Source organism: Rhodopirellula sp. P2 (assembly GCF_028768465.1).
Taxonomy (GTDB): Bacteria; Planctomycetota; Planctomycetia; order Pirellulales; family Pirellulaceae; genus Rhodopirellula.
Genome location: NZ_CP118225.1, coordinates 6,408,152 through 6,434,324, shown reverse-complemented (window position 1 = coordinate 6,434,324; position 26,173 = coordinate 6,408,152). Strand labels below are relative to the sequence as shown.

27 protein-coding genes and 1 tRNA gene are annotated in these 26,173 nt (G+C 57.8%); 21 read left to right on the top strand and 7 right to left on the bottom strand.

Annotated features, from left to right (window positions below):
* The first annotated feature begins 9 nt into the window (after window positions 1–9).
* Window positions 10–777: a 3-keto-disaccharide hydrolase gene (locus tag PSR62_RS22655; RefSeq protein ID WP_443217320.1), complete on the top strand. Its 768-nt coding sequence runs from the start codon at window positions 10–12 to the stop codon at window positions 775–777.
* Between the two features lie 300 nt (window positions 778–1,077).
* Window positions 1,078–2,445 (top strand): hypothetical protein, encoded by a 1,368-nt coding sequence (locus PSR62_RS22650; protein WP_274405239.1) that lies wholly within the window; start codon window positions 1,078–1,080, stop codon window positions 2,443–2,445.
* Between the two features lie 121 nt (window positions 2,446–2,566).
* Here the strand turns inward: PSR62_RS22650 and PSR62_RS22645 are convergent, their stop codons facing one another.
* Window positions 2,567–2,701, bottom strand: coding sequence for a hypothetical protein (locus tag PSR62_RS22645; protein WP_274405238.1), 135 nt, complete (start codon window positions 2,699–2,701; stop codon window positions 2,567–2,569).
* Between the two features lie 125 nt (window positions 2,702–2,826).
* Window positions 2,827–3,702: an MYG1 family protein gene (locus tag PSR62_RS22640; RefSeq protein WP_274405237.1), complete on the bottom strand. Its 876-nt coding sequence runs from the start codon at window positions 3,700–3,702 to the stop codon at window positions 2,827–2,829.
* A gap of 1,099 nt (window positions 3,703–4,801) precedes the next feature.
* On the opposite strand from PSR62_RS22640, the gene PSR62_RS22635 reads away from it, so the two are divergent.
* The 3 genes from PSR62_RS22635 to PSR62_RS22625 all read left to right on the top strand — a co-directional run bounded on the left by PSR62_RS22635 (window position 4,802) and on the right by PSR62_RS22625 (window position 7,755).
* On the top strand, window positions 4,802–5,155 hold the full coding sequence (locus tag PSR62_RS22635; RefSeq protein ID WP_274405236.1) for a hypothetical protein: 354 nt from the start codon (window positions 4,802–4,804) through the stop codon (window positions 5,153–5,155).
* 217 nt (window positions 5,156–5,372) lie between these two features.
* Complete coding sequence (locus tag PSR62_RS22630) at window positions 5,373–6,749, top strand: cation:proton antiporter (RefSeq protein WP_274405235.1); 1,377 nt, start codon at window positions 5,373–5,375, stop codon at window positions 6,747–6,749.
* Window positions 6,750–6,975: 226 nt separating this feature from the next.
* Window positions 6,976–7,755, top strand: coding sequence for a 3-keto-disaccharide hydrolase (locus PSR62_RS22625; RefSeq protein WP_274405234.1), 780 nt, complete (start codon window positions 6,976–6,978; stop codon window positions 7,753–7,755).
* 29 nt (window positions 7,756–7,784) lie between these two features.
* Here PSR62_RS22625 and PSR62_RS22620 read toward each other — a convergent pair whose 3' ends face one another.
* Together PSR62_RS22620 and PSR62_RS22615 are read right to left on the bottom strand one after the other, a co-directional pair.
* On the bottom strand, window positions 7,785–10,883 hold the full coding sequence (locus PSR62_RS22620) for an autotransporter outer membrane beta-barrel domain-containing protein (RefSeq protein ID WP_274405233.1): 3,099 nt from the start codon (window positions 10,881–10,883) through the stop codon (window positions 7,785–7,787).
* Window positions 10,884–11,109: 226 nt separating this feature from the next.
* Window positions 11,110–11,547, bottom strand: coding sequence for a hypothetical protein (locus PSR62_RS22615; protein ID WP_274405232.1), 438 nt, complete (start codon window positions 11,545–11,547; stop codon window positions 11,110–11,112).
* Window positions 11,548–11,985: 438 nt separating this feature from the next.
* On the opposite strand from PSR62_RS22615, the gene PSR62_RS22610 reads away from it, so the two are divergent.
* The 15 genes from PSR62_RS22610 to PSR62_RS22540 all read left to right on the top strand — a co-directional run bounded on the left by PSR62_RS22610 (window position 11,986) and on the right by PSR62_RS22540 (window position 21,958).
* Complete coding sequence (locus PSR62_RS22610) at window positions 11,986–12,687, top strand: hypothetical protein (protein ID WP_274405231.1); 702 nt, start codon at window positions 11,986–11,988, stop codon at window positions 12,685–12,687.
* A gap of 177 nt (window positions 12,688–12,864) precedes the next feature.
* The gene (locus PSR62_RS22605) at window positions 12,865–13,182 is read left to right on the top strand and encodes a hypothetical protein (protein ID WP_274405230.1); all 318 of its coding nucleotides are present in this window, start codon (window positions 12,865–12,867) and stop codon (window positions 13,180–13,182) included.
* A 119-nt stretch (window positions 13,183–13,301) separates the two neighbouring features.
* Complete coding sequence (locus tag PSR62_RS22600) at window positions 13,302–13,655, top strand: hypothetical protein (protein ID WP_274405229.1); 354 nt, start codon at window positions 13,302–13,304, stop codon at window positions 13,653–13,655.
* The gene (locus PSR62_RS22595; protein WP_274405228.1) at window positions 13,652–13,996 is read left to right on the top strand and encodes a hypothetical protein; all 345 of its coding nucleotides are present in this window, start codon (window positions 13,652–13,654) and stop codon (window positions 13,994–13,996) included. The genes PSR62_RS22600 and PSR62_RS22595 overlap by 4 nt, the downstream gene beginning before the upstream one ends.
* Before the next feature lie 28 nt (window positions 13,997–14,024).
* Complete coding sequence (locus PSR62_RS22590) at window positions 14,025–15,983, top strand: tape measure protein (protein ID WP_274405227.1); 1,959 nt, start codon at window positions 14,025–14,027, stop codon at window positions 15,981–15,983.
* Between the two features lie 3 nt (window positions 15,984–15,986).
* Window positions 15,987–16,376, top strand: a complete 390-nt coding sequence (locus PSR62_RS22585) for a hypothetical protein (protein ID WP_274405226.1) — start codon at window positions 15,987–15,989, stop codon at window positions 16,374–16,376.
* Window positions 16,377–16,713: 337 nt separating this feature from the next.
* On the top strand, window positions 16,714–16,989 hold the full coding sequence (locus PSR62_RS22580; RefSeq protein ID WP_274405225.1) for a hypothetical protein: 276 nt from the start codon (window positions 16,714–16,716) through the stop codon (window positions 16,987–16,989).
* Between the two features lie 70 nt (window positions 16,990–17,059).
* Entirely contained in the window at window positions 17,060–17,392 is a 333-nt protein-coding gene (locus tag PSR62_RS22575) for a hypothetical protein (RefSeq protein WP_274405224.1), read from the top strand.
* 96 nt (window positions 17,393–17,488) lie between these two features.
* The gene (locus PSR62_RS22570; protein WP_274405223.1) at window positions 17,489–17,797 is read left to right on the top strand and encodes a hypothetical protein; all 309 of its coding nucleotides are present in this window, start codon (window positions 17,489–17,491) and stop codon (window positions 17,795–17,797) included.
* Window positions 17,794–18,060 carry a helix-turn-helix domain-containing protein gene (locus PSR62_RS22565; protein ID WP_274405222.1) on the top strand — a complete coding sequence of 89 codons (267 nt, stop codon included), beginning with the start codon at window positions 17,794–17,796 and terminating at the stop codon, window positions 18,058–18,060. The genes PSR62_RS22570 and PSR62_RS22565 overlap by 4 nt, the downstream gene beginning before the upstream one ends.
* A gap of 113 nt (window positions 18,061–18,173) precedes the next feature.
* Window positions 18,174–18,671 carry a helix-turn-helix domain-containing protein gene (locus tag PSR62_RS22560; protein ID WP_274405221.1) on the top strand — a complete coding sequence of 166 codons (498 nt, stop codon included), beginning with the start codon at window positions 18,174–18,176 and terminating at the stop codon, window positions 18,669–18,671.
* Between the two features lie 119 nt (window positions 18,672–18,790).
* A complete protein-coding gene (locus PSR62_RS22555; RefSeq protein ID WP_274405220.1) occupies window positions 18,791–19,003 on the top strand; it encodes a hypothetical protein in 213 nt (70 codons plus the stop codon).
* Between the two features lie 92 nt (window positions 19,004–19,095).
* Window positions 19,096–19,614, top strand: coding sequence for a hypothetical protein (locus PSR62_RS22550; protein ID WP_274405219.1), 519 nt, complete (start codon window positions 19,096–19,098; stop codon window positions 19,612–19,614).
* Window positions 19,611–20,681, top strand: coding sequence for a hypothetical protein (locus PSR62_RS22545; protein ID WP_274405218.1), 1,071 nt, complete (start codon window positions 19,611–19,613; stop codon window positions 20,679–20,681). Before PSR62_RS22550 ends, PSR62_RS22545 begins: the two co-directional genes overlap by 4 nt.
* Window positions 20,678–21,958 carry an AAA family ATPase gene (locus tag PSR62_RS22540; protein ID WP_274405217.1) on the top strand — a complete coding sequence of 427 codons (1,281 nt, stop codon included), beginning with the start codon at window positions 20,678–20,680 and terminating at the stop codon, window positions 21,956–21,958. The genes PSR62_RS22545 and PSR62_RS22540 overlap by 4 nt, the downstream gene beginning before the upstream one ends.
* Before the next feature lie 226 nt (window positions 21,959–22,184).
* Here the strand turns inward: PSR62_RS22540 and PSR62_RS22535 are convergent, their stop codons facing one another.
* Window positions 22,185–23,228, bottom strand: coding sequence for a tyrosine-type recombinase/integrase (locus PSR62_RS22535; RefSeq protein WP_274405216.1), 1,044 nt, complete (start codon window positions 23,226–23,228; stop codon window positions 22,185–22,187).
* A gap of 194 nt (window positions 23,229–23,422) precedes the next feature.
* Window positions 23,423–23,496 (bottom strand) — tRNA-Val (locus tag PSR62_RS22530).
* A gap of 313 nt (window positions 23,497–23,809) precedes the next feature.
* On the opposite strand from PSR62_RS22530, the gene PSR62_RS22525 reads away from it, so the two are divergent.
* Entirely contained in the window at window positions 23,810–24,736 is a 927-nt protein-coding gene (locus tag PSR62_RS22525; protein ID WP_274405215.1) for a class I SAM-dependent methyltransferase, read from the top strand.
* A gap of 115 nt (window positions 24,737–24,851) precedes the next feature.
* On the opposite strand, the gene PSR62_RS22520 is transcribed toward PSR62_RS22525, so the two are convergent.
* The gene (locus tag PSR62_RS22520; protein WP_274405214.1) at window positions 24,852–26,162 is read right to left on the bottom strand and encodes an HD domain-containing phosphohydrolase; all 1,311 of its coding nucleotides are present in this window, start codon (window positions 26,160–26,162) and stop codon (window positions 24,852–24,854) included.
* Between the last annotated feature and the right edge of the window lie 11 nt (window positions 26,163–26,173).

The window sequence follows — 26,173 nt, the reverse complement described above, 5'->3', positions numbered from 1 at the left end:
AGAGAGAGAATGATGATCCTCAGAAGCCTGCCACTCCGCTTGCTACTCCTTTGCATGTTCGTCTCTGCATCGGTGAACTTGGCGATCGCATCGGACAACACAGTTGCATCGACACTTGGTCAGCAACCACCTGAGGATGCCGTGGTTCTGTTTGACGGCTCCGGGTTGGATGCCTGGAAACCGTTTTCGTGGCAGTGGATCAATCCCAACGACGACCAGCAAGAAGTGCAATGGAAGATCGTGGACGGCGAGGCAATGGAGATTGCGTTTGAAATTGAGGGTAAACGCCGCAAACAGTTTCTTTGCACCAAGCAAACGTTTGGCGACTATCAATTGCATTTGGAATTTCAACTTCCCGATGGCGATAGCGGCAACAGCGGGATCTTCTTCGGGCCGATGTACGAACTGCAAATCCTCAATACCGCGGACAAAGATCGTCCTGGACTGGGCGACTGCGGTGCGATCTACCAAATCCGGTCCCCCGACGTGAACGCTACATTGGGGCCGGGCCAATGGCAAACGGTGGACCTGAAATATCAAGCGGCCCAGATCGGCAAGAACGGGTTCATGACGGAAAACGGTGCCGCTCGTGTCACCGTGCGACTCAATGGAAAGTTGATTCACGATGACTTCAAACTGTCGCTGCGCCGGAATAAGTACGCTGCCTTTCCCGAGGAACCGACTTCGCCGATCGTGCTGCAGGAACATGGCTCGAAAGTGAAATTCCGAAACATCTGGCTGGTCGAAAAAGCATCGCCAACCACGAAAACGAAATGACGATTGCCAGCCCTGAAAAACGGAATTGATGGCAACCGGTCCCTTGCCCCAGCTTGTTTAGCAGGCTGTTGATTTATTGAGCCGCACCGCGTTAGCGGCGGTTGATTAGACGCCAACCGGGGCTAACGCCCAACGGCTGATGATTGTCATTCGGTATGCGACTAAATCAACAGCCTGTTAGGGCGATCCCTCTCGACCGAGTTTCCTGTTGACGCTCAACACGATCGGGATCGTTGCTCGCATCGGTCACTGACTGTGGGCTGACTTTCGTCGGTGATCGCCTCGGACTAGCATTGGGACATGCATGAGAAATTGAAACGGATTGGGAAAGTGAACTGGTTGGTGGTGCGAACACTCGGGGTGCTGCTGTTGGCGAGTGCTGTATCGCACGCGGCGGAACCGTCGACCACTGACATTCAGTACATCGTTCTGGAAGGTGGTGGGCCTGACCAAGGACCCGGCCGGGATGTCGAGGCCAATGTTCTCTCGATGGCTCGTCGATTCGGCCCGATGCAGGCATCGTCCAAACGGATGGTGGCTTATGGCGTGCAGCAACTTCGTATCCTGACGCGCTCCTCGGATGTTGTTCGAAGAGACGTTGAGCAAGCACTGGATCTTGCGGAACGCACCGGCATCCCCGTCTTCTTGCATCTTGACTCCTGTTACGGATGGGGAGCTGACAACGCGTTGCCTTCGGAGGACCAACCCGCCACCCTCTTTTGGCAGCATCCAAGGATGCGTGAATGGGATCGTTTTCCGGTAGGTGACCAGCTCCCCAGTCGCATTCCGCGTCCATGGTTCAATTGGGGACCGTGGTGTTCCCCCGCCCCCGCGATCCCTGCTTTCGGTTCCCCTGTCTTTGCGGAGTTTGCCTCCTCGCAATTGGACCAAGGAGTGCTCACGCCGTTGGTCGCTCGGTTGAAACGCTGGCGAAGCAAGGGCCGCGAACATCTTTTTGCCGGGATCAATCTCGCTTGGGAAGCCCATCTGCCTGACTTTGGTGATCCACTTTTTCAGCACTTGACCCGTCGTGAACAGGGCGTGGTGCGAGCGGAGGCCCCGCGATCGGCCAAGGGGATCGAGATGGACCGCTCGTTCATCGGCCAGCAGCTTGGATACGCGTCCTTGCACTGGCGCGGTTGGGACGAAGAACGGTTGGTGAAGGCAGCCAAACAAGAAGGGATTTCGAGAGACGAAAAGTTTCGCCAACTTTGTTATCAGGCGATTCACGATTACATGGAAACGTTGGCCAGGACATGCCACGAACGAGGCCTGCATTCGGATCGTGTCTACACGCACATCGTCGCCTTGGCGACCGTCAAACCCGCCAGCACAACGCGTCCACCGATCTGGACCGCCGTGAATCCGTATTCAACCCCTGGATTCACGATGGATAATCGAGGCGGGGCTCGATTCAACCTGCAAAAACTCGTGCAGCAAATCGAGTTGGCCAGCCAAATGGAACCCGTCCGATTTGGCGTGGTTGAGTCCTACTTCCGTCTGGGTGACCGCATCTACTTTGACGATGCTGATCAATGCCGCCGAGAGCTGGAAGAACTGTTCGCAGCGGGGGCAAATCTGCAAGCCTTCTACGGGGGCTTCCCCTTGGCCCATCGAACACCCCAAGCGGCTCTCCAAGCAATTGAAAGTTGGTTGGCCGCGGAATAGGTTCGGCTAAGACGCGTTCTGGTTCGATGAAATTCCGTGGTACGTCGGAAACCGAATTCCATGAATGAGCACCGCGACGGTCACCGGCAGCACCGCCAACATTGCACGCACGATTGGCCAATCAGCAATCAGGCAGATTGCTGTGATCATCAGGAAGCAACCGGCCCAAACGAGTTCGGGGCGTCTTGGGATATGGCGGGGGCGTCTTCCGCAAGAAGTTCTCGCTGTCGATGGACCAATCCAGAAAACTCGGCATGGAAATTTCATCGACGCTGCGTCGGTCAGCGTCTGAGCTGGCGACCCGAACATTCACGGCTGCCCTCGCATCTTCGCTGGACCAAAGGAAACGGCCGGTTGATTCGTCGGTTGCTCCGCACGGTTTCAGCCAACCACTCTGACCACGGCGAGTTCCAACAGTTCCTTGAGTCGTGTCGGATCCTTCGTTGAGACTTTGGCGACAAAGCCACGCTTGTGAGCAAATCGAACGTCTTCGTGTGATTCGATTTGTGAAAAATCCAAGCGTTGGCAGTCGTTGTAACGCGACAGTCCGTATCCATCGCCTCGCCGATCAGGATAGACCGTCGCCTGGATCTCGTTTTCCTTGCCTTCGCTCTCGATGAACGCGTGAACCCCAAACGAAGGGTCCTCGGAAAGAGCGTCGCTTTGTTCGAGGAACATGGCTTGGATCGGCTCGCCCTCGGTTTCAATCATCCAGTACTGAGCGTGCTCTTTCAGATAGTCCAGCCGTTCCCGCAAACTCCGCAGGTAGTTGACGATGTCCTCCCCCACCATGCACATGACTTGGTAGACGGGACTTTCAGGATGGAGTTCCGTGTGACTTGCAAATCGATTCAGCAACGTCATGTCGAGCGGCGAATTGAGCGACCCCAACGTCGCTCGCGGAATCTCCATCAACTTGGCGGTTTCGTTTGGGCCCAATGTGTCGAGCCATTCCGCTGGACGAAGCCAGGCACAAAAGGACAGCGCGTCTTCGTAAAGCCCCAGGTCTTGGAGCACAAGCGACAAGGCACAAAGTGGCGGGGCATCGCGAGGGAACTGGTGATGGTCAAAGTTCTTCCGTTCCCGATCATGCACCCCACCCACATCGACGACACAGACCGCTGGATTGGCCAGGTCCTCCTCCGTTGGATCCCGTCGCTGAATCGGAACCCCATGCAAAGAAGCCAGCAGGCTGCAGGCAAGAAAATCATCTTTGTGGGCGCCGCCCGCGTGGGTCACGATCAGTTGAATGGTCATAAAGCCAGACAAATCAGTTGGGGAAACGATTTCGAAATCAACAGAAACATACCCACAAATCGAACGCGTGGAACCTGAGCACTGCAAATCGCTTGATCGCACCCGACGCAGTTGATCTCATGATTGATACCGGTCTTCAAGAGCTCAATGGCTTCATCCGGGCAGGACACGCGGTGCCAGCCTTCGAGAGTCGTTCGCTATCGTCGAGATAGATAGTCATCGTTCACCGTTCGATGTGGATCATTTTGTCGAACCGCACTTTCTGCAGTTCGACCTTGCGGCTTGAGTTGGCCGTCGGTCGCTCGCGGATCTGATCGACCGTCAACCATCCATGACCAGACACTTCAGCAGGGTTGCAGGTGATTGGCGTTCTTACGCTGAACTTGGCGAGTGATCCATTGTGCGACTTTCCCTGCATGGGCCGGATCGAGAACTCAACATCTCGACTCCCTTGCCGTTCCGGGATCGCTTTGCGGCCGAGCCAAGCCGAACGGCGAAAGTGCAGCTGGCTGCGACTGTCAAAACACCAACGCACAGGAGGAACACTGATCTGCACTGATCGAACGCTCATCGACGCCAATCACATTTCTCGCGTGAAAACAACCACTTTCGTGGCGTTTTTCATCATGTCAGGTGCAAAATAAATTGCAATCTACGGCGTTGAGTGCGGTACCATTCACGGTGTTTTTACCGATAAACGGTAGTCATACCGTAAATGATCCGATCTCAATCGGCCCCCTGTCGTCTGTTCTCGCTCGCGTTCGTTGCATGCAGTCGCCCACGATGGCGGGCACTCCGAGGTGACCTCAGCGACCTCCTGTCGTGGAAGCCCAACACCCACTTCTGAGCCGATTGAGAAACGATCAGCAGGCTCCGTTTCTGCGACGTCGCGTTGATCCTCCGCGACTCGCGCTGCCGCCCAAAATGCATCGCTTGAATGGGCGTTGCTTGCTTGCAGCATCGCGTGAATTCGGCTTGGGAAGAAAAGCCAACATCTCAATCGGCCCAGCGTTTGCTACTCGGTCCTGGAAAACGCGATCTCTTGGGCAACGCAATCTGCTGCTCAAGCAACCGATCCCCATTCCACAAGGATTCACTGATGGCCACGCAAGCATACACCTACACCGATGACGATCTGAGCACTTGGGAACGCATCAAAAAAGCGTTCGCCAATGATTGGGAACAAACCAAAGCGGATTTTGGCTCTGACTCGTCACGCGACATGGACCAAGATGTCGACGACACGCTGAAACAGATGTCCGGCTCAGACGATGCCTTTGAAAACCGGGAACAAGCCTTCCGATTTGGCTACACAGCTCAACACCGGTTTGGTACCGAGCATCCGAGCTGGAACGACAATCTCGATCGACAACTCCGCGATGAGTACGACGGTGACTACGAAGCCGATCGAGCCTACATCCGACACGCGTACGGCTATCGTTCACGAGGCTGAGCGGCGGGAACGCAGACAAGACGGAACGAAATTCAGTGACCGAGGCAATGCTTCGGTTACATGCGTGGGTGGAGGGCACCGCCAATCAGGTAACGTTCCCAATGAAACTCCCGCCAGCTTACGAAGTGCCCGATAAGCGGAATCGGCCATCTCCTCCTCATGACAGTGCTACTGCACCTGGTCCTTCACGCCAGTGCGGGAGGACAAGGATGCAACGATGAACATGGAACCGGTGACCGCCTGGGCACTTTTATCTGGTCTGATCTTCCTGCTCGCTGCGTTGGCACGCGGGCCGATGAGACGCTGGCCGATATCCATGCCCGCGATCTACCTGTTGATTGGTGCCGCGATCGGACCTTGGGGGATGGGGTTGCTCGATTTTGAGTTGATCAAACACGTCAAAGTGGTGGAGTCAGTGACTGAGGTCGCTGTCCTGATCAGCTTGCTCACCGCCGGATTGCAACTCAAGCCACGATGGCATCACTACCGGAGGGCTCCCATTCAACTGGCCTCCGTGACGATGATCGTCACGATCGCCGGTGTCGCCATGGTCGGTACGATGTTACTTGACTTGCCCTTGGGAGCAGCCATTTTGCTGGGGGCGGTTCTTGCACCGACGGATCCAGTGCTGGCCAGTGACGTTCAGGTCAAACATCACGACGACACTGACCGGCTGCGGTACGCACTCACTGGGGAAGCGGGACTCAACGATGGTGCCGCTTTTCCCTTCATCATGCTCGGATTGGGATTGCTCGGCCACCATCAGCTTGGCCAATACGGCTGGCGATGGATCACCGTTGATCTTTTGTGGGCAACCACAGCAGGACTTGGTGTCGGTTGGGTCAGTGGCTACTCGGTCAGCCGCGTCGCGGTGTGGATCAAACGTCAAGCCAGCTCGCCTGCCGCCTGTGAAGAGGCTCTGACTCTGGGCCTGATCGGGCTGAGTTATGGTGCGGCACTGTTGCTCCACGCCTATGGGTTCCTGGCTGTCTTTGCCGCGGGTGTGGCGATGCGGCGGTACGCGGAAGGACAAACCGACGACGAGCAGCCTGACAAGCTGATGCATACGGTGACAGAAGTGAATGACCAATTCGGGCACATCGTCGAAGTCGCCGTTGTAGTGCTGGTGGGCGCCCTCGCGACCTCCTACTGGACGATGGCGAGCGACTGGTGGATCGCGATGCTCGTGTTCTTCCTGTTCCGGCCAATTGGCGTCTTGCTCGCATTAGTGACAAAGGACATTCGCTTCTCGCAAAAGATCCTGATCTCTCTGTTTGGCATTCGCGGAATCGGATCGCTTTACTACCTGAGCTACGCGATCAGCCACGGACTGGAGGCCCCCATTGCAAATCGACTCGCTGGAATCGTCCTCACCACCATCACGCTTTCGATCATGATTCACAGCAATGTCGCATCGCTGATGATGCGAAGGTACGCGAAAGAAAAGGATGCCAACACAACGGCTCACATACCCGATGACACCTGCGTACCTGCTAAGCAATGCGATTGTCGAGAGCACTTGGGTACGAAACACCGGGCGACGCGGGGCAAGCGGATTCATTGGACGAACGTCCATGCTGATCGGCGCGTCTGAAGTCACTGGGGCAAGGATGGAACGATGGCGTTTGGGAAATGAGCTATAGTGATCGATTGTCGCTAGTGGTGCGTCAAAGCTTGATTTTAGGGTAGCGCAACTCGTCAAAAGTTTTGATCTGCTTGGCGAAATCCCGAAAGTCTTGACGACTTCCGCTACGGTGATAACCCGAAACTTTGGTGCTGACGCACCACTAGCCCGTTATTTCTTGTTCAAGAGCCTGCTGATGCGTCTTCTCTGTTCAATTTCATGGTGTGTTTTCTGGATCGGGTTTCTTGCGCCGGCGGTTTCCAGGAGTGACGATGCGATTGGTGTCGGTGCCCGGCCGATCGCGGGGGCTGAGCTGATCCTTGATGGGTCGCGAGAAATGTTGGACGAGAAATGGACTTACTGGGAAGGCCCTCGATTCAGTTCTTCACTGCCAATCAAATGGAAGGTGGTCGAGGATCCGGTGGACGATGGATCGGCGATCATGACTGACGATCCAGCCGCCGCAGGGGGCAAGTACGGAACCGCCGACATCGTGACCAAGCAGGAATTTCGTGACTTTCGATTGCACGTCGAGTTTCTGATTCCGAACGCGGGTGGCAATAGCGGCGTTTACCTGCAGAACCGCTACGAGATTCAGATTCTTGATGGCGACAAGACCAAGCATGGGCTTGGTGCTGTGATCAACGAAACGCCCTCGCCTTATCATGCCTACAACGGGCTCGGCAAATGGAATGCTTACGACATCCAATTTCGGGCGGCTCGATTTGAACAGGGCACGCTTTCCGAGAAGCCAATGGTGACGATGTACTTCAATGGTGAAAAGGTTCATCTCAATCAGCAGATCAACAAAGTTTGGGGCGGTGCCAATTCCGGAATCGACGGTGGCAACGACAACGGATTTGGAATCACGGACACTCCCGGTGGCATCAAATTGCAGTGCGAGGGTCACGAAGTGCTCTACCGAAACATCTGGATCAAGCCGATCGAACTGAGCGACCCTAGCACGGATTTTTAGAACGATGACGAACGCCCCATCGCGGCTCTCTACCAGACATAGCTGAGTGTGCCCGAGCCGACGTGGTGGACTTGATGCTCGTTGAACTGGGCGTTGTAGTCGCCACGCAGCGACCATTGATCAGTCAGCTGAGTCACTAACCCGCCACCGACGATGCCCCAGTCACGACCCAGGTCCAAACCTTCCGATGAGAATCCGCTACCGCCGACACCGGCAAATTGCGAATTCACCAACGTGTTGCTATCCAAGAACTCGTGCATGTAGATTGCTCGCAACTGCGGCGTGATCCCCATGCCTCGCAGGGGCCGAGTGGCAAATTCCAACTCACCGCCCAACAGACTTCGCAGCGAATGGGTGTCGTTTCCGTCGACGGCCAAGTTCATCGCTCCGGCACCGGTTTCGGTGAATCCGTTTTGACGGGCGTAGACGTACTGCAGGCCCGCGAACGGACGAACCAACACGGAATCGGTTAGCTGCAAGTTCATGCCCCGTTCACCATACGCAAACGTTTGCCAGCCTTCGGTCTCACCGTCGGCGGTCGCGGACAAGGCACCGATTTGCATGTTCCGTTCGCTGGAGATCCCGTCGAACTGAAATCCACCGATTGCCATGCCGTAATGGATGCCGCTAGCGTGAGTCAACAACATGCCAAAGTTGCCGCCGTTGCTCTTGCGAGTTTGGTTGGTGTTGTCGGTCGTGACTTGCGATCCGACGTAACCGCCAAAGAAACCGATTCGTGTGCAATCATCAACAAACTTTTCGATCCCAAACGTGACCCCGCCGAGCCCATAGTGAATCCCATCGGCGTTACCATCGCTTTGTGCCGATCCGCCCAGACCGTACCCAGTGGTCCAGCCCAGCCAAGAAGGACTGCGCCGTGCACAACCAAGACTGTCGCAGGCACCATCGTAAGATGGCCCGGCCAACCCTCCGCTGCTCTCTTGGTAGCTGACCAACGCGATCGCCGAGTCCGCCACCGGGCTGCTGCTTGGCCGCGAGTTGCCGGTACGCTGTGCAGAGGCAAACCCGCCCGATCCGCCGCTGAATCCAGACGCTCCCAAACCGGGGCTCATGCTGCCTCGCAGTTGGCCGCTCAACACACCGAACAGTTGGCTGGTTCCTTGGATCCCGACTTGTTGGCTGCTGCCGTTGACCGAAGCGCCGAGCTGAGACAAGCCGTTCTGCACTTGCGCGTTCGTCATCGGACGAAATTCATCCAGCAAGTCACGGAAGTCGCCGGTGGCGCCCGCACTGTTGCGGTCGATCGCCGCAGCGACGGACCGTTGATTGCCGGTACCCGCAACACTGGCGTAGTCACTGCTGTTTTCAATCAACGTGAAGAAGGCATTGTTGGCTGTGTATCCCAACGCCGCATCAAAGAACGCCAAATTGTCAGTGATCGATCCAAAGGTTCCTGTTAACCCACCGGTCGTGGTCAAGAATGTGTACTGGCTGTTGTGGGTGTAGGTGCCCGCCGTTCCATCGACCTGCACCGTCGTGCCTGTGCTGCTGACATTGGCAGTTCCCGTCACTGCAACCAAATCGTTGTCGGTGCCCGCAACGGGAGCCGCCGACGGTTGAATCTCAACCACCATCGTCGAGTTGTCTGCGGCCGTGTAGTTCCCCGTGACATTGAGCGTGCCGATGGAGTTGCCGGCTGCCAATGTTCCGTTGTTGATCACGTTGCCCGTGATGGTTCCGCTGCCGCCCAGTTCCGCACCCGCGGCCACGGTGGTCTCGCTGGTGGTCGAACCATTGATGGAAAGTCGTCCGGCGGAAACGGTGGTCGTTCCGGTGAACGTGTTGACTCCACTGAGCGTCAACGCCTCGCTGCCGCTCTTCGTCAGCGAACCGGTTCCTGAGACCACTCCGGCATAGGTCCCGTCGGCAGCCTGATTGAACTGAACCGATGCGTTGTTGGCGATGTTGCCTTGGAGGGAAGTTGTATTGCCGATCAATGTGCCTGCCGAAACAGTCGTCCCGCCGGTGTAGGAGTTCGCACCACTAAGGGTCAACGTCCCGTCACCACTTTTGACAATTCCTCCGCCGGCATTTCCGCCGATCGTGTCGGCGATGGTCATGGCTTGCCCATTCGCAACATTGACGGTGGCTTGGACATCGTTGAGAAACAACCCCGTGCCGATGCCTTGCCCTGCCTGTCCAGTGCTGCTCCCCGCACCACCGACTGCCATGCCTCCTGAAAAGCCCGAGTTGGCACCCAGCCCGGTTTCCTCCAATGTCAGGGTTCCGCCCTCGCGAACGAACACCGCTCCGCCCAGGCCAGCCCCACCACCACCGCCAAACCCGCCATCTCCTCCATAAATACCTCCGGATCCGCTGGCACTTCCTCCTCCGCCGAAGCCCCCTGACCCTGAGACTGTTCCGCCAAACCCTTTTCCGCCGCCACCGCCTCCGAAGCCTCCGTTGCTACCATTCGCATTTCGATCGCCACCATCCCCACCACCTCCTGCACCGCCGGCACCACCTATCCCGTCGAAGCTGCCTGTCGCGCCTGCGCCGCTGGTGAGGTATCCACCGCCTCCACCACCGCCCCAATCCCATTGAGTTGGGCCCCCCGTTCCACCGGTCGCGCTGTTGTTTTGAAAACTCACATCTCGCAACGTGACACTCGCATTTTCATCAACGAACACAGCACCACCCGCCCCCATTCCTCCTCCGCCGCCCCCGCCTGCACCGTAGCCGCCACCCCCGCCTTGGCCTTTCCCATCTTCGATCGTCAGGTTTTCGATGACGACGGTTCCGCTTTCAACCAAGAACGGCCGGTACAGACTGTTCCCGCTCAGCGTCTGACCGTTGCCGTCGATGGTCAGGTCTTTGTCTAGGTTGTTGAGGTTGCCGGTCAGCGTGATGCCAGCAGTCAGACGAATCGTGTCGCCAGCGACTGAGTTGGTGATCGCAGTGTTGAATTCAGCTTCGTCGGCCACATCAATGGTCGCAGCCCACGTTGGCCCGACCATCGCAACGCCGGCCAATAGCATCGCAGCGATACCGTTCCGCGAACTTCGCCATGTCTCCCCCAGCAAGCGACGCAGCTGAGCACGCCGAGGCGAGAGACGTCGGCAATTGGGTTGCTGACGACGAGACAAACCTGGCGAAAACTTCGGCATTGGTGATATTCAATTGGAGAGAGTCGTGCTTCTGACCGACGGGGGTGGGATTCGTCGTCAACGATTTCGGCAAATTCCTAGGCAATGACCCAGACAACCTCCGCGACGCGGTTCCACCTCCTCAGCGTCGGCTATCCCGACAGATCAACTTGACCAACCCGATTAAAAAGGACAACGAACAACTCTCCTGTAGCCAGACACAGCAGCCTAACCCGCAAAGCCGACCTCAATTGCCATCGTGAAGACGAACTCGATCCAAAGCATGAAGGTCGCTTGGATGCCACCGGCCATGGAGGGAGACGCATGGGTTGCGTTCAGCGGAGTGAGCCGCCCCTGCGGCCGATCGATTCCAGTAACCCACGACATCGCTGCGTGCACTCGCTTTGTCGGCTGTTGCTCCAGCCGCCGAGGTAGCGGGTTGGGGTGATCTTGGGCGCATCCGAAGCACTTCGCTGGGACGCATGCCGGTTGCTGCTTGGATCGCGCTGTCCTCGGGCATCCTGCAGCCTTTTATTTGGTACTCCTTGCAGAGGGCGAAGTACCGAGCGTGACTCTCGGGCGAGTCCTGGGTGCCGAGGTAGAAGTACCGTCCATCGAGATCGACTCGGGCTTGTCCCGAGACGTGATAGAGGGAATTGGGCAGCTTTGCTTTTTGTCGTGACATGCGATCCCATTCCAATCTTTTACGGTACGCGGTACCGTAAATACTGAAAATGGGTCGCGCAGCCTGACTGAGCTGGTAACGCCTTAGCGGCGTTTCGACCAGTAGTTTACGAAGTATTCGGCAGGTTACCGAAATGGGCGATACAGAATTCGAATCTGTGGCCTCTGCCGTGTGAAAGCGGAAAACCTTCTATGAGTTTCCAGGCCACGGTTTCGTTTTGCACCGGAAATCACGGTGAAAACTCGCATCCTTGATCGCTGCCGAGCGTAGGGAATCGCAAAAGGTTTTGCAACGTCTTATACCGTTGCCCCGATTTTGTGGGGTATCAGATTCGGCACTACCCTGCCCCCAAGAAAATGATCTTGATCGGCACACTGGTACGTGTAGGTTCCGCGCGAATGACGCAAAGGACCACTCACACGAATCAGGAAGACCAGGATGACAAGCCCTCTCGAGTCAGCTCGCCAGATCGCCGCAGAACGCAACGCAGCCAAAGCCGCTGCCGAATCCGAAGCACTCGCCAAAGCCCGGCAGATGGCCGTCTCGCTCGCCACCGAGGCCGATGGGCAACCGACCGCCCAAGACATCATCGAGGTGACGGACACACTCGGGGCCGACGTGGATTGGTTCTTTGAGTGTGTGGAGCGATGCAAGGCCCGGATTCAAGATTGCGAGAACCAGGCCAAGCTTCCCGCCCTGCGGGAGCAGGCCGACGAATTGACCAAAACCATCGAGCGGCTGAAGCCGAAAGCCAAAGCCGCTGAGGATGCGGCAACCGCGAAAGTCGAGTCGATGCGATCGAAGACGGGAGTTCCGACGATGCGGTTTTTCCGCGAGGACGTGACGGCGGAAGACTTCGCGGAGCTGCGGAGTCTCATCAATCGAAAAAGTGAAATCGGCCATACCATCTGGCTGGCACAACGTGACCTGGCCCGCGTCCACAAAGAGCAGTCACGTTGCAAGAAAATTGACGCGGCCAACATCGATCCGAAGCACCCAAGCCCGCACAACTTCGTGATGCCTCCCTGGACCCGTGAGCAGATCGAGGCCGCCGCCGCCGCGGAAGCCAAAGAGAAGGCCGAAGCACGAGCCCGCGATCCGTTCGCCGTGAGAGACGGCGAATCGTTCCTGAGCGTCTGACCGCGCATGAAAAAAGCACCCCGGCGGACGACATGCCGAGGTGCTTTTTCTTGGTTCCTGGGCGGAAGATCCCCGGAACCCGCCGCGACCCAGCCACGGAGCGGCGAAGCCGGAACATACCGATACGGACCAACCGATCAAGACCAGTTTTTCCAAACACCCAACGGACCCAAGACCATGCCACTGTTGACGAAAGAAACCGCCGAATTGCTCCAAGGCCCGATGATGAAAACCGCTTCGAAGGCGGACGTTTTCAAAACGATCATGAATGACCCAGGCGTCAAGGCAGAAGTTGAGTACGACGACGAAGAAGACACCTTGAAAGCCTTACTCAACGACCCCCAGATCAAAAGCATCCTCAAAGAGCGTGGTTTGCTTGGCGACGGTGAGGCTACCGAATCCTATTCGGCCTCATGCCGCCTCTTGGACGTTCGTGAAGTGACCGAATCGAACAATCAGCAAGCCAAAGACATGGCCAGCCGGTTGCTCCGTTGATCGTGGCGAACCTGAAAAAACCTGATATCCGAATGACAGATTCGGATGCTAACAATTGCTGACATTTCAGGATCTCGCATTTCCAAAGTAGACCCAAGTAGAAACGCAAAGGGACGTGCATGATCGACGCCGATAGCATTGCCGAAATGCACGCTCGCATGGCCGAATGCGCGATCATCTCGGGTGAGCCAGCCAAGGCCCATGCCGCGATTGAGCGTTGTTTCGTGTCGTTGGCGGAAGCAGCAAACGAAAGGCTGACCTATGCCGATGCCGTGGTTTCTTTGGACGGCGGACGCACCGCCACACTTTTGCACCGGGCTGGGATCCACACGATCGGTGATCTTTGCGGCCTGACATTCGACGAAGTGCGGGAGATCCAATTGATCGGAAAAGGAATCGCGAAACGGCTGCAAGATGCCCTGGCTGGCCATGGGTTGCACCTGAGACCGAGCACCGAAGGAGTCGCAGCGTGATTGAAGGACACCCCGAGCTACTGAGGGTCGCAGCAGAGTTTCGCGAATTGGTGGTTGATCTGCTTCGCGATGGCGACCGCGACGGCGCCCACGACGCGATCAAGTGGGCTTTCGATGAGACCGCGGCGTTCCGGCCAAGGATCACCGAAGACGACCCCGTGAGCAAAGTCACGTCCCCCGTGATCGCTCGCATCTTTGGGGCCGGAGGCGTCCACACGATCGGTGATCTGTGCGAACACTCGATCGATGAATTGACCGCTCGATTCCAGGTCCGCCGCAAAACGGTGAGCCTCATCGAATTGAATCTGGACCTGATTGGCTTCGCACTTTCCCGCGACTGACCCAAACCAAACACCTGAGAGAAACAAGATGGCATTTGAACTCGCAGAAGCGTACGTCCAACTGAGCACCCGGGGATTCAGCACCGTCACGGGCAAAATGAATCAGGTGAGATCCGGCCTTGGATCTTTGGTTCGCGTCGGGGCAGGGGCCACCGCTGGAATCGCTGCCGGTGTGGCTGGCGTTGCCGGGGCATTCGCCGGGTTGGCCGCGGTTAGCGTCCCGGTTGCCGCGCGTCTGGAACAAACAGAAACGCAATTCAAGACGCTTCTTGGATCGGCTGACGCCGCCAAAAAGAAGATGGAAGAGCTCCAAGACTTCGCGGCTTCGACCCCGTTCCAGTTCGATGGCCTCGCTGACGCTGCCAAAATGCTGTTGGCTTTCGGCACGTCGAGTGAACAAGTTGTCCCGGTGCTCAAAACCCTCGGTGACGTTGCCGCGGCGACTGGGAACGACATTGGGGAGCTGGCTGGCATTTACGGCAAGGTCCAGTCCCGAGGGGCCTTGATGACCGAGTCCCTGGATCAGTTCAACGAACGCGGGATCCCGCTCGGTCGCAAGTTGGCCGAGATGATGGGCAAGACCGGCGAAGAGATCCGGGCAATGGCCAGCAAGGGCCAAATCAGCTTTGCGGACATGCAGCGTGCAATGCGGTCGATGACGGCTGAGGGCGGCATGGCCTTCGACGGAATGGCCAGCCAAGCGGGCACGCTGACCGGGGTTTGGTCAACGTTCAAAGACAACGTTTCGATCCTCATGGGCGACATTGGGGGAGCCATCGCGGAAGGGTTCGACATGAAGGGTGTCACGGCCAATATGACGGGCTTTGTGCAACGGGTCCGCTCTGAATGGCTTCCTTCCATCGTCGAGCGATTCCAGTGGGTATCTCAGAACATCGTCGGCCCTGTCATGTCGGCCACTGGCGAAATCGCGAATACGTTCTTCGAGCTGGTGAGCGACATCGATCTGCATTGGAGGCAAACGGTCAACATCGTCGCCGGGGCAATGCTCGATTCGTATCAGCATGTGAAGACGTTCTTCACCAACGCCGTGACGCTTGGCGGCTGGTGGCTCGACGGGACCACGCAGATTTTCCAAAACCTGACCGAAAATGGTTCTGCGATCTTTGGTTCTTTGATTGAGATTTTGAAGGCCCAATGGAACATCGCCATTGACCACATGAGCGGCAGAACGCCCAACCCCAAAGCGTATGCTGATGCGATCACCAATTACGCCAAGATCGCCAACGACCTGTTGGGCGGTGTCAAGCTCGAATTGCCGGAACTGGAAACCGCACAACTTGGCGGGATGCAGGGCGAGATTGATCGAGTGAACGAACAGTTGCATCAACGGCAGATGCAGCGGCTAGACGCCCGCAACCAGCGGGAGAAGGAAGCACGGAATCAAGAGGTTGCCGGTCTCGAGATCGACGACAAAGCCAAGGCCGGTAAAGAGCAATACGTGGTTGACGAGTCCACAGAGGTCGAAGAGAAGACAACCAAGCTGGCAAAGGATCGCGTCGGCTATGAGAAGCAAGTCACCGCTGAAAAGCAACGCCAAGCCGGAGGAATGTCGGACCTGGCTGGCCTGGCCACTCAAAACCAACAAGCGGTCTTGAGTGGCGGTCGATCATCGACCGAAGCAAACGACAAGCTTCACGCCATCGCTGGCAACCTGGCTGCGAGTCGGAAGGCAGCAGGCCCGCGGGAGTTTGGCGGAGTCGATCAAAAGCAGTGGGGCCGGATGATGGATCGAGTAAATGGCCGCGAACCTGCCGAAGTCCAGCCCATGGGTCAGATGCAGATTGGGGCCGGAGCTGTGGCGGATGCAGCCATGGCCAAGGTTGCCGTGGCTGCGGAACGCCAAGCGGCAACCCTGGATCGGATCTACGCCGCTGCCACTGGCGGCGGTCTGCGCGTCAAACAGGTGGCCGGCTCCAGTGGTCCAAGCGTGGACCCCAAACAGATCGCTTTCGGCATGCGGGGTTGAATCATGCTGACCGATCAAGAACGCGACCAGATCCGCGCGATGGACGATGAGACCTACGAACGGCAGGCATCCCACGAGGAACTACGCCAGATGCGTTCGCTCAACACGATGGCCGCGATCCAAGGCGAGTTCTTTCGGGAATTCGCTTCCGCGATCAATTCACCGAGCTTCGGGCCGGTCGAGGCTCTGCCGGGTCTCGGGGATCTGCGGGAGCGGGCCAGCCAGACCGCCGAGGCCATCGACCAACTACGGGTCATGATCGCTCGTTTCTGCGAGATCGGTGAAACGAAAATCGACATGACGGGATTGGTCGAGATCCCCGACCAAAACGCCTATGATGCTATCGACCGCTGCCGGGAGGTTCGGCAAGCTCGCGAGGAAAGCCAAAGTTGACCCGGACTCATCCGAAGTCAAAACGTTAGGGAATCACCGAAAATGTTTCTTGACTTGGCTGGACTGGCCCGCAATAGTCCTTGCATCGTTTGGCCGTTGAACTTGCGTAGTGGCTTGTTCAACTTGACCGGCGGGTTTCTCTTGGCCCCCAGTGACAACGCCTCCAATCACAATCTAAGCGAGAATGCCAAAGCCCAATCATTCGGGAACCATCGAAGCACTGATCCGCATTGGCGGGGAGTGACGAGACGTTCGGCGCGGTGTGATTGCTGCGTCCACTAACCGGGTGATTGGGCTTTGCTATTCGCTGGACAACCCAGCGAAAGGACACGAACCAATGTCAACGAAAAAATGCGGAACATGCGGTGCATCACGAGACGTGCAACTTGGCCCGTGGGCTGCCAATCTCTGCCCTGAGTGTGCCGCGTACCGGCAGCAATCAGACATCGTGAATCGCGTGCTGACGCGATGGGGCGTCCGTCCGACCATTGTGTCGGATGAATCGCCCAGCGTCGAATCTGAGGCAAGCCAGTTCGGTTTCGATGATGAAGACGATCCCTTCGCGGAATCGTACAACCAGTTCGTCGCCGCCAACCCTGGCTGCCTGGCGTAGCGTTTGGGGTCCATCGTTTGGGAGTTGGCCGGTACACTGATCGGCCACTCTCCCAATCACGGATGACTCAATGACGCCCCAAGACCTCTGCCGCAACTACCTGCAAATTCTCGATTCAATCCCCCACGACGCCCCGTGGTTGGTGCTCGATGTGGGCGGCCAAGTCCTGATTGCAGACCGCCGCGATGAGGCGTCCACCGTCATCACTGAGGCGATCGCGGCGAAGTTCGGCGAAGTTGTCGCGGTAGTGTCTCACACTTCGCACCGTCGCGGTGGAGGCGATTGGCTTGGGGTGCTCTTGGACATCGAGGGCGACCCCGAGAACACCGCGGCCCGGCTGCGGGGAGCGTACGCGGTCGGCACCACTCCCGACCCTGACCCTGACGAAAGCGGTCCATTCTGATTTTGGGTTAATCCGACCGGGATCGCTTGACGATGGTATATCAAGTTGATATGCTTTAGTGGTTGAGTTTGTTTCCCTCTATTCGGAGTTTCCAAAATGAAGACCACCAAGACCACCGTCCATTTTCGAATCGATGGCCGGGCAATTTGCTACAAGCACTATTCCGCCCATGAGTTCGTTTCCTTCGGCGATTACACGGGCTCGGTCGGCAACGTTCAGTGTTTCGCGTCATTGACCGTCAAAGCCCCCAGCGGTCGCGAACGAACCACGACGACCGACTATGTAGGCAAGCCGGTTTCCGTCTGCCTCAAGCGTCCTGGCCAGCCAGATGCATGGTTCGGCCTTGCTTCGCGCGACGACGTGATCCAAGCCAACGCCGACCGTGCATTGGCAGGGGCTGAATGATGCCAAAGAAAGGCAACCCCAAAGAAAACCGGCTGGACCCTGCGTCCGCCGGGGTGGACCTGGATGCGATCCTGGATGAGATCCGGCCTCACTTGGCCGACTACGCCAAGAAGGATCTTGCGGAGGCGATGGGCATCAATCCCGTGGCCTTGGGCCACGTTTTGAACGGGCACCGAAAGCCAAATATCGCTTTCCTTGCCAGCTTGGCCGCGGCAATCGGTGGCTCGCTCGATGTGAAATTTCATCCGCCACGGAAACGCTAGTCTTTCGATTATGCCATAGCGGCATAGCAATCCCTTGACGCCATTCGGCACCTTGCTAGGATGGCGTTATGCCACTACGGCATAGCTACCAATGCAACAAAAAGGGAAATGTGATGAAGACGACTGTTATCTGCGATGTGATGAAATTCGATGGGTATTCCGTCAACGCGGCTGCGGCTGCGAGCGGCGTGGGTCAAAGTACTCTGCACCGATTCTGCGATGGGACGCGAGGAATGCAAATCGAAGCGTTCGCCAAAGTCTGCGAGACGCTTGGCTTGGAATTGGTCCGGCGATTCGATGAGGACAGTCTGACCGAGTACCTGGACGGACTTTGGGAGTACGGCCTAGAGGATCTTGTCAGCAACGAATACAGCGACCCAAAGGCTGACGACTGGGACCAATACCTCGAAGACACTCGGGCAGACAGTTGGGAGGGCGATGACGATGAAGAATTCGCCGAATGGGCAGAAGAAAATTATTCGGAGTGGAGCCAAGAGTACGACGCGGAACACTACGACGTATGGGAGTCTGCCGCGCGTAAGTCGTTCGATGAACGGGAGATAGAAAGACTGAAATCCCAAGATTGGGTCGTCCTCCCCGACGGGTATTGATCCGAAAAACGCTATTGGTGGAATTGGAAGTTACCGGCATAACGCCGCCTGAGACGACATGAACGCCGGGACTACCCGGCGTTCTTCACAAACTCTTAGGAGCGGATTCGATGCAATTGATGACAAGAGCCGAACTTGTGGCCGCCGCCGAACGACGGCTTGGGTGCGAAGTCAAACGCAACCAACTGGATTACGCATTGCGGTGCAAATATGTCCGACCAGCCAGTCAACGGCCTGATGGCTGGAACTTCTACGACGAGGCGTCGTTAGATCAACTGACCGCCTACATGGAGCAGCGATCGAGAACCCCACGTCGTGAGCTGGCATCGTGAGCAGCCAACGAAAAAAGCCTTTCGGTGCGACCAACACCGAAAGGCCAATTGAAATCTCGCTGCCAAGCAAAGACCCCGAACAAGGAACCCCAATGGTACACAAAACCCAAATCCCGTCAAACACGTTTCGACCGAATCGACAACGCCGATTCGCTCTCTCAAATCTCTTTCGCTCGATCCTGCCAAGCGGATCAGCGCTGCAGTGGCTTGCCATCCAGGCGGGAGCGGTCACGCCTGACGATGGCGAGCCACTGACGACACTCGCTTGCCCGAGCTGCGGGGCGACCGATTGCAGCTTCGTCGGGGCTGGCCTTGCCACCGCTGACCGTGAAGGCGATACGACCCTCAACATGGTCGATTCGGAGGGCTGCGGGCACTGTGTGGGGCCTTTCATGTTGGTGCTGGAACAAGGCGGGGAGAACCTGGCCTACCCCCAAGGCCAACCAGCGGTTTTCTCCGTCGCGGAATGCGGTCACTGCCGAACGTCGTTCGGTTTCCAGATCGCCCATGAGCATGGCCGTTTGGCCCTTCGCGTCTCGCTGCTGGCTGACCTATCAGTGCCAGACGCAGACGATCCGATTCCAGCAGCACGCCGGGAGGTGACGCTATGACTGGCAAGCCGGACGAGACCGCGGCGTTCCTGGAATTGCTGTTCGGTCGATGCACACCAGCAGACGGCCAAATCATCTGGACGCCAAAAAGCAAGTCACAAACCAAACGTGACTTTGCGGTTGGTTCGTCGGGGGTCATCACCACCGCCGCACAAACGATGAACGGTCACCGCGATCACTACATCAAGACCGCACTGATGGACGCCGCGGCGATGCGTGAGCGTGCCGAACGCGACGACAAGGGGAACTTCATCGTGGGCAACCTCTCGGAGGTCAAGACCGTGGTTTGCTTCGCGCTGGATTGCGATGCAGGCAAACCCGGCTACCTGAGCCGCGGGGAAATGCTCAACCTCGTCAATCAGATGCCCAAGCCACCGAGCATGGTCGTCAATAGCGATGGCGACCGCGGAGGCTTCCATTGCTATTGGTGCCTTGAGTTTCCCTACCGGATTCGCGACGACCGTGAGCGTGATTACATCGCGGACCTGGCCAGACGTTGGCAGCAGCGACTTTTCAAGTTGACCAAGGGCAAGCTCGATGCAACTGCCGACCTGACACGGTTTCTTCGCGTTGCCGGTCAACCGCGGTCTGGCGACTCGGTTGTGTCAATCGACACGATCCACCCTGAGCGGTTGTATTCGCTTCGGGATCTGACAATCCCTTGGAAGCGTTCCAAGGCCGTCGACAAAAGGGCAGACCGGGAAATCCGCAAAGCTCTTGGGGAACCCGACATCGACATGTCGGACCCGATCACGGCTTACATGGTTCAGGCTGACATCCTCATCGAAGATCTGCTGTTTGACGCAGGCTACGAAGAATGCAAAGAGGAAGACGCCTGGATTCGTTCAGGGAGTGGGACCGGGGGGCGGTCGCTCAAGATCGCCACTGAGCGGAACCGCCGCGGGGTGAATGTCTTCTCATCGGCGGACCCGCTTCTGCCAAACCGAAACGACCCTGGATCGTTCGTTTCGATTGAACAGTGCTTTATCAATTTTCGCTTCGAGGGTGATCGAAACGCCGCGGAAGCCTACTGCCAGAACCAATTGCAAAAGGAGCGTGCAGCATGAACGTGGCAACACTACCAGAACGAAACAACCAGGAAGCCAAAGAGAACTTGGCCCGAAAGCTCGACCGCATGGCAGAAGAAACAGCCAAGCTCGAAGCCGAGCGAGACAGCATTGAGCAGGCCGCAAAACGCCACGGTATCACGTTGAGCAATGGAGGATCAACGCCGGAGCGTATCAAGTCGCTCATGGAGTCCTACGGCATCAAGGAGCCGTTGTCGTCGTCGCAACTCGACGCTGCGGACTTCACGACGGAATACTTGATCGAAGGCGTCCTACCGGCCATGCAATCCACCGTGATCGCTGGACCGGCCAAGGGGATGAAGACGACGACGGCCATCGACGCCGCCTTGTCGATCGCCAACGCTCGCAAGTTCCTTGGCCGCTTTTGGGTACCGGAACCGAAACGGGTTCTGTTTCTATCCGCTGAATCCGGCGAGGCCACGATTCAAGAGACCGCACGTCGGATCGCCAAGGCCAAGGACATGCAGAGCCTCGGGAGCGATCAGGGGGTGTCGTGGGGCTTTTGGGTTCCGCGGGCCAAGGACGCTGAGAAACTCGAAATCCTGGAATATCAGCTCGACAAGTTCCGGCCCGATGTTTGTTTCATCGACCCGCTTTACATGGTGCTCGATGGCGAGGACGCGGCCAACTACGCCATGAACGGTCGCGCCATCATGGACCTGGCCAAACGCTGCCTTGACCGGAAGTGTACCCCGGTGATGGTCGATCACGTCAAACGATCCAGTGCCAACGCCCAGACGTACCAGCCGCTTGAGTTGGAAGACGTTTCAGGGGCTGGCAAGGCCGAATCGTTCCGCTCTTGGCTTTTGGTGGGGCGTCGGGAGAAATTCGACCCCGAGGTGCCGCGGCACAAAATGTGGTTGAGCGTCGGCGGATCCGCAGGCCATCATGGCGGGTACGCCTTGGACATCGCGGAGGACCGGGACATCGGCGGGAACCGAACCTGGCAAGTCGAAGTGACCGCGGCGTCAGAGGCGAGGAGCCAAGCCAATGAGGAGGCTGAGACCGCTCGACAACAGGCCAAGCAGAAAAGAGAACGGGCCAAGGTTGAGGCCAACGCCCAACTGATTCGAGAGGCTTGGTCGAACAAAGAGGCTAAGACTCAGAACGATATCCAAGCGATCGCCGGGTTGAGTCCACAACACACCAAGGCCGCGGTGGCGTTGCTACTTCGGGAAGGGGAGTTGGTGAACGGGGCCACGGTTCCTAAACCGAATGGGCAGAGTTATCCGGGCTACAGATGGTCGTCAATTTGACGCCAGTCGTTGCGGCATGTGTGCCACTGCTTTCACTGCTAGCCACTGCTACAGCACTGCTACCAGTAGCAGTGGCACACACACTGCTACAGTGCTCCTATAGGGAGCACTAGTAGTAGTGGTGTGCATGGTGCGTCGAAACGATGAGAGAAGGAACCGCTAGCAGTAGCAGTGGCAGACCCCAAAACCTGCCAGCCCCTATGGACCTGCCGAGATTGGTACACAATCACAACTTCGGAGCCGCACGAGCCGCTTCGATGGCCTTGGCCTCGCTGGCCTTGGCATAGACTTCGGTTGTGTCCATCCGGGAATGCCCTGCAATCGCTTGTGCGGCTTCGGGCCCGGCGTCATCGCGGATCGACTGCAATGATCGATGGCGGATCTGGTACGGGGTCCAGTGTTCAACCTTGGCCCGTTTGGCCGCTCGCTCAACGTGCCGCCGGTAGTTGTCTTTGTTCCAAGGCGTCCGCAATCGAGTCGTAAAGCAAAGGTCATCTGGATCACCAAACAAGAACGGAGCCAAGGCGTCCAGGGCGTCACCCAAGAGCGGCACCGCCTTTGTCTTGCCGTGGTGCTCGGTTTTGTGCTTCGTGGGCCGGTAGAACCAAACCTCACCGCTGCGGTCGATCATCGCCGGGGTCATCCGGAACAGCTCGCTGGGACGCATCGCGGTGGCCAATTGGATCCGGATCATTGCCGCCGCGGTCTTGGACATTTCCGGGAGCGTTGCCCGGATCACTTCGAGCGGCACGCCGGTCCGTTTCGGATTGTCCTTGGCCTGACCTGGACGAAGTGGCGGAAGTGCTTCCAAGGCGACGATCCGACTGGCCTCGATCAGCTCCCGCGAAACACCATGGCGGAAGATCGCGATCAGCTTTCGGACTTGGGCGTTTGCGTAGGACCGGCTGTTCGGCTTCGGTTTCAATCCGATCCCGACCGTGACCAGCGTATCGCGAATTGCCTCCAATTTTCGCGGGCCAAACTCACTTGCAAGCTCTTTGCCGTGGAGTGCGTCCAGCAGATCCAGCAGGTTGCTGAACTTGTTGAAGTTGGCAGCGTTGTCCTCATGGAGCGGGAGAACCTTGGCGCGGAAGTCTGCCGTCAGGTGCCGGACCTGGACCGGCTCATCGGCCAACCGGACCGCATTGTCTTTGGCTGGCTTCTCGGGCGCCTGCTTGCCGTTCTTGAGATATTGGCCGAGCAGCTCGTGATACTTGGCCCGGCTTTCGGGGGAGTCGTACTTGCCGAGGTAGAATTCGACACCCCCCAACCGAACCCTGGCCTGCCCTGATGCATGCGATCGGTATGCGGGTTGGTCCGTTCGTTCCCTGCCCATTTCCAGCGTCTCCCGAAAATTTTCTGGGGTAGTCCGTCCGGGAACCACCCCAAAACAGTCCAGAAGCGAGCCGTTCGCCACCAACGGCGAAGCCGGTTTGACCCGGCGATTTACGATGAAAAACGAATTGGGCGATACAGAATTCGAATCTGTGACCTCTGCCGTGTGAAAGCAGCGCTCTAACCAACTGAGCTAATCGCCCGAAGAGGGGTCCGGTCGCTGCGAGAGGGCTCGCGGTGGACTCGGGGACTTCGTGGCGGAAAGATTAACTTCCGCGCCGCCGTGTGACAAGAGTCGATTGTCGGTTGGGGGGAAGCTTGCTGACGCGGCGGGTTGGGATCGACGGGGCTTGCCTTCGCTTCGCTTGGCGCAAGGGTGGCGCGGAGGGGCGGGGGACGATTGAAAAAGGGAAATTGACAACTGCAAATCGAGAATTGCTGAGGCGTGGGGTGGTTCGAGCTGGCGGGTGAAACGTGGGGGACACGTCGCGGCGGGTTGGGGATACACTGCTCGCCATGAACTTTTCGGATCCCTCTCGCTCGACTGAATCACCTCCCTCGCGGATGCCTGGTGGCCGCACGGAGGATGGGTATGAACTGGTTGACTTTGGTGGCGGGCGGAAATTGGAACGGGTCGCCGGGCGACTGATCGATCGGCCTTCGCCGGCCGCGGAGGGGCTGGCCGCCAAGCAACATGCGCGGTGGAAGGTTGTGGGCAGCCGGTTCGACGAAAAAGAAAAACAGTGGCATCATCGCTCGGAGTGGAAACCGGGACGCTGCGTCGACTGCGGTGGATTCCAGATGCCCGTCGCGCCAACCCCGTATGGGCACATCGGCGTCTTCCCGGAACAACAGGCCAATTGGGATTGGCTGCGTACGCACTCGCTGCCAGAGGTCTCGGCCGACAACCGTCCCAAGGCCCTCAATTTGTTCGCTTACACAGGGGCGTCAACGATGGCCCTGGTGTCGGCTGGGTTCGCGGTCGCTCATGTGGACGCGGCCAAACAGAACGTGCAATCGGCTCGCGACGCGGCGAAGGTGAACGGATGGGAGGAGCCACCGATCCGATTCTTGATCGATGATGCGGTCAAGTTCACCGCTCGAGAAGTCCGCCGCGAAAAACGCTATCACACGATTGTGATGGACCCGCCGGCGTATGGGCACGGTCCCAGCGGCAAGGCCTGGCGATTGGCTCGCGATGTGTGGCCGTTGATCGACGACAGCCTGAAGTTGCTGGAACCGGATGCGTTTCGGTTGCTCGTCACCGGGCACTCGCCGGACGTCAATCAGGTCGATGTGCAGGCGTACTTGGCCGCTCAAGTTCCCCGAGTCGTTGGCCCGGCAGGAACGCTTCAGTTCGAAACGGGGCGATTGCGGTTGCCTGATCAGGCAGGCCGGAAGCTGGACGCGGGGTTCTTCGTTCGCGTTTGGAACGAACGCTAGCTGAGTCAGTGGACGAGGGATGGCCCGAAGGGGGCCTGGTCCCTCGCTGACGCATTCGGGTTGGGACGGGAGGATTGCCCCTGCGCAGCGAGTGGAAAAGCCGGGGCGAAGCCTGTTAGGCTTCGTTGTTACTGGGCTGGGCCGTGGTCGTGGGCTGGGCGGTCGTGGGCTGGGCGGTCGTGGGCTGGGCGGTCGTGGTGGCTGGCGTGGGTTCGCAGTGATCCATGTAGTCCAACTGCACGCGAACGATCTCTTTGGTGCATTCGAAGAAGGCGTCCAAGACGTCAGGATCGAAGTGTGTGCCGCGGCCTTCTTCCAGAATGGAAAAGCACTTTTCTCGCGGCATGGCTTTTTTGTAGGGCCGTTCGGCGGAGAGGGCGTCGAACACGTCGGCGACGGCGGTGATTCGGCCTTCGAGTGGGATGTCGTTGCCGGCCAATCCAAGCGGGTATCCCGAACCATCGAATTTTTCATGGTGGGTTTGCGCGATGCTGGCGGCCAGTCGCATCAGCGCGCTGCCGTTGCTGAGCATGTCGGCCCCGAGTTCGACGTGGGTTCGCATCCGGCGAGCATCGGTGCTGGTGTGGGGCTGGATGATTTGGTGCCCGAATTTGACGTGGTTTTGGATCACGTCGAACTCTTCGGGTTCGAGCTTGCCGGGTTTCAACAGGATTGCATCGGGGATGGCGATTTTGCCCACGTCGTGCAACTGCGCGGCCATTTCAATGTCGCGAACAAACCAATCGGGCAATCCCATTCCGGCGGCGATGATGCCCGCGAAGCGTCCAACGCGAATGACGTGGTTGCCGGTGTCGTTGTCACGCATTTCTGCGGCCCGAGCCAAGCAGTAGATGACTTCGCGACGGGAGGCTTCGAGTTCCCGGGTGCGCTGCTCGACTTTGAGTTCGAGTTCGGCGGCGTGGTGTTGCAGTCGGTCTTGGAAGTTTTTGTTTTGCAGTGAGTTGCGAACTCGGGGAGTCAAATCCATCGGGTCGACGGGTTTGAGCAAAAAGTCCGTCGCGCCCAATTCCAAGCACACCAATTTGATTCGTTCGTCGGTGTTGGCGGTGAGGATCAACACGGGCAAGTGTTTGAAACGTGGGTCTTGTCGAACCCGTTCCAAGACTTGGATGCCATCGACATTGGGCATGTTGATATCAAGCAACAAGACATCCGGCATGCTGGTTTCGAGGATCCGAAACGCGGACGTGGAATCGGTGGTCGTTTCAAAGTCGCGGTAGCCAGCTCGTTCCAAGTACTTCTTCACGACCAGGACGTTGGCGATCTCATCATCCACAATCATGACCTTGCCGGGCAACGCCGCGACAGGTTTGGCCGAGTTTCCTTGCGGGAGAACACCATGACTTCCTGGGACAACCGGCGCGCTAAAGATGGCCGTGTCAGGGGAGGTGCTGGGAAGGTTCATCGAGTTTGATC

What these genes read in the sequence shown, in the direction of transcription:
- PSR62_RS22565 (WP_274405222.1), top strand. Translation starts at nt 17,794, where the DNA reads ATGATGCCAAAGAAAGGCAACCCCAAAGAAAACCGGCTGGACCCTGCG.
- PSR62_RS22550 (WP_274405219.1), top strand. Translation starts at nt 19,096, where the DNA reads ATGGTACACAAAACCCAAATCCCGTCAAACACGTTTCGACCGAATCGA.
- PSR62_RS22610 (WP_274405231.1), top strand. Translation starts at nt 11,986, where the DNA reads ATGACAAGCCCTCTCGAGTCAGCTCGCCAGATCGCCGCAGAACGCAAC.
- PSR62_RS22640 (WP_274405237.1), bottom strand. Translation starts at nt 3,702, where the DNA reads ATGACCATTCAACTGATCGTGACCCACGCGGGCGGCGCCCACAAAGAT.
- PSR62_RS22540 (WP_274405217.1), top strand. Translation starts at nt 20,678, where the DNA reads ATGAACGTGGCAACACTACCAGAACGAAACAACCAGGAAGCCAAAGAG.
- PSR62_RS22555 (WP_274405220.1), top strand. Translation starts at nt 18,791, where the DNA reads ATGACAAGAGCCGAACTTGTGGCCGCCGCCGAACGACGGCTTGGGTGC.
- PSR62_RS22585 (WP_274405226.1), top strand. Translation starts at nt 15,987, where the DNA reads ATGCTGACCGATCAAGAACGCGACCAGATCCGCGCGATGGACGATGAG.
- PSR62_RS22605 (WP_274405230.1), top strand. Translation starts at nt 12,865, where the DNA reads ATGCCACTGTTGACGAAAGAAACCGCCGAATTGCTCCAAGGCCCGATG.
- PSR62_RS22580 (WP_274405225.1), top strand. Translation starts at nt 16,714, where the DNA reads ATGTCAACGAAAAAATGCGGAACATGCGGTGCATCACGAGACGTGCAA.
- PSR62_RS22625 (WP_274405234.1), top strand. Translation starts at nt 6,976, where the DNA reads ATGCGTCTTCTCTGTTCAATTTCATGGTGTGTTTTCTGGATCGGGTTT.
- PSR62_RS22545 (WP_274405218.1), top strand. Translation starts at nt 19,611, where the DNA reads ATGACTGGCAAGCCGGACGAGACCGCGGCGTTCCTGGAATTGCTGTTC.
- PSR62_RS22635 (WP_274405236.1), top strand. Translation starts at nt 4,802, where the DNA reads ATGGCCACGCAAGCATACACCTACACCGATGACGATCTGAGCACTTGG.
- PSR62_RS22525 (WP_274405215.1), top strand. Translation starts at nt 23,810, where the DNA reads ATGAACTTTTCGGATCCCTCTCGCTCGACTGAATCACCTCCCTCGCGG.
- PSR62_RS22620 (WP_274405233.1), bottom strand. Translation starts at nt 10,883, where the DNA reads ATGCCGAAGTTTTCGCCAGGTTTGTCTCGTCGTCAGCAACCCAATTGC.
- PSR62_RS22570 (WP_274405223.1), top strand. Translation starts at nt 17,489, where the DNA reads ATGAAGACCACCAAGACCACCGTCCATTTTCGAATCGATGGCCGGGCA.
- PSR62_RS22615 (WP_274405232.1), bottom strand. Translation starts at nt 11,547, where the DNA reads ATGTCACGACAAAAAGCAAAGCTGCCCAATTCCCTCTATCACGTCTCG.
- PSR62_RS22655 (WP_443217320.1), top strand. Translation starts at nt 10, where the DNA reads ATGATGATCCTCAGAAGCCTGCCACTCCGCTTGCTACTCCTTTGCATG.
- PSR62_RS22590 (WP_274405227.1), top strand. Translation starts at nt 14,025, where the DNA reads ATGGCATTTGAACTCGCAGAAGCGTACGTCCAACTGAGCACCCGGGGA.
- PSR62_RS22650 (WP_274405239.1), top strand. Translation starts at nt 1,078, where the DNA reads ATGCATGAGAAATTGAAACGGATTGGGAAAGTGAACTGGTTGGTGGTG.
- PSR62_RS22600 (WP_274405229.1), top strand. Translation starts at nt 13,302, where the DNA reads ATGATCGACGCCGATAGCATTGCCGAAATGCACGCTCGCATGGCCGAA.
- PSR62_RS22645 (WP_274405238.1), bottom strand. Translation starts at nt 2,701, where the DNA reads ATGCCGAGTTTTCTGGATTGGTCCATCGACAGCGAGAACTTCTTGCGG.
- PSR62_RS22520 (WP_274405214.1), bottom strand. Translation starts at nt 26,162, where the DNA reads ATGAACCTTCCCAGCACCTCCCCTGACACGGCCATCTTTAGCGCGCCG.
- PSR62_RS22560 (WP_274405221.1), top strand. Translation starts at nt 18,174, where the DNA reads ATGAAGACGACTGTTATCTGCGATGTGATGAAATTCGATGGGTATTCC.
- PSR62_RS22575 (WP_274405224.1), top strand. Translation starts at nt 17,060, where the DNA reads ATGACGCCCCAAGACCTCTGCCGCAACTACCTGCAAATTCTCGATTCA.
- PSR62_RS22630 (WP_274405235.1), top strand. Translation starts at nt 5,373, where the DNA reads ATGAACATGGAACCGGTGACCGCCTGGGCACTTTTATCTGGTCTGATC.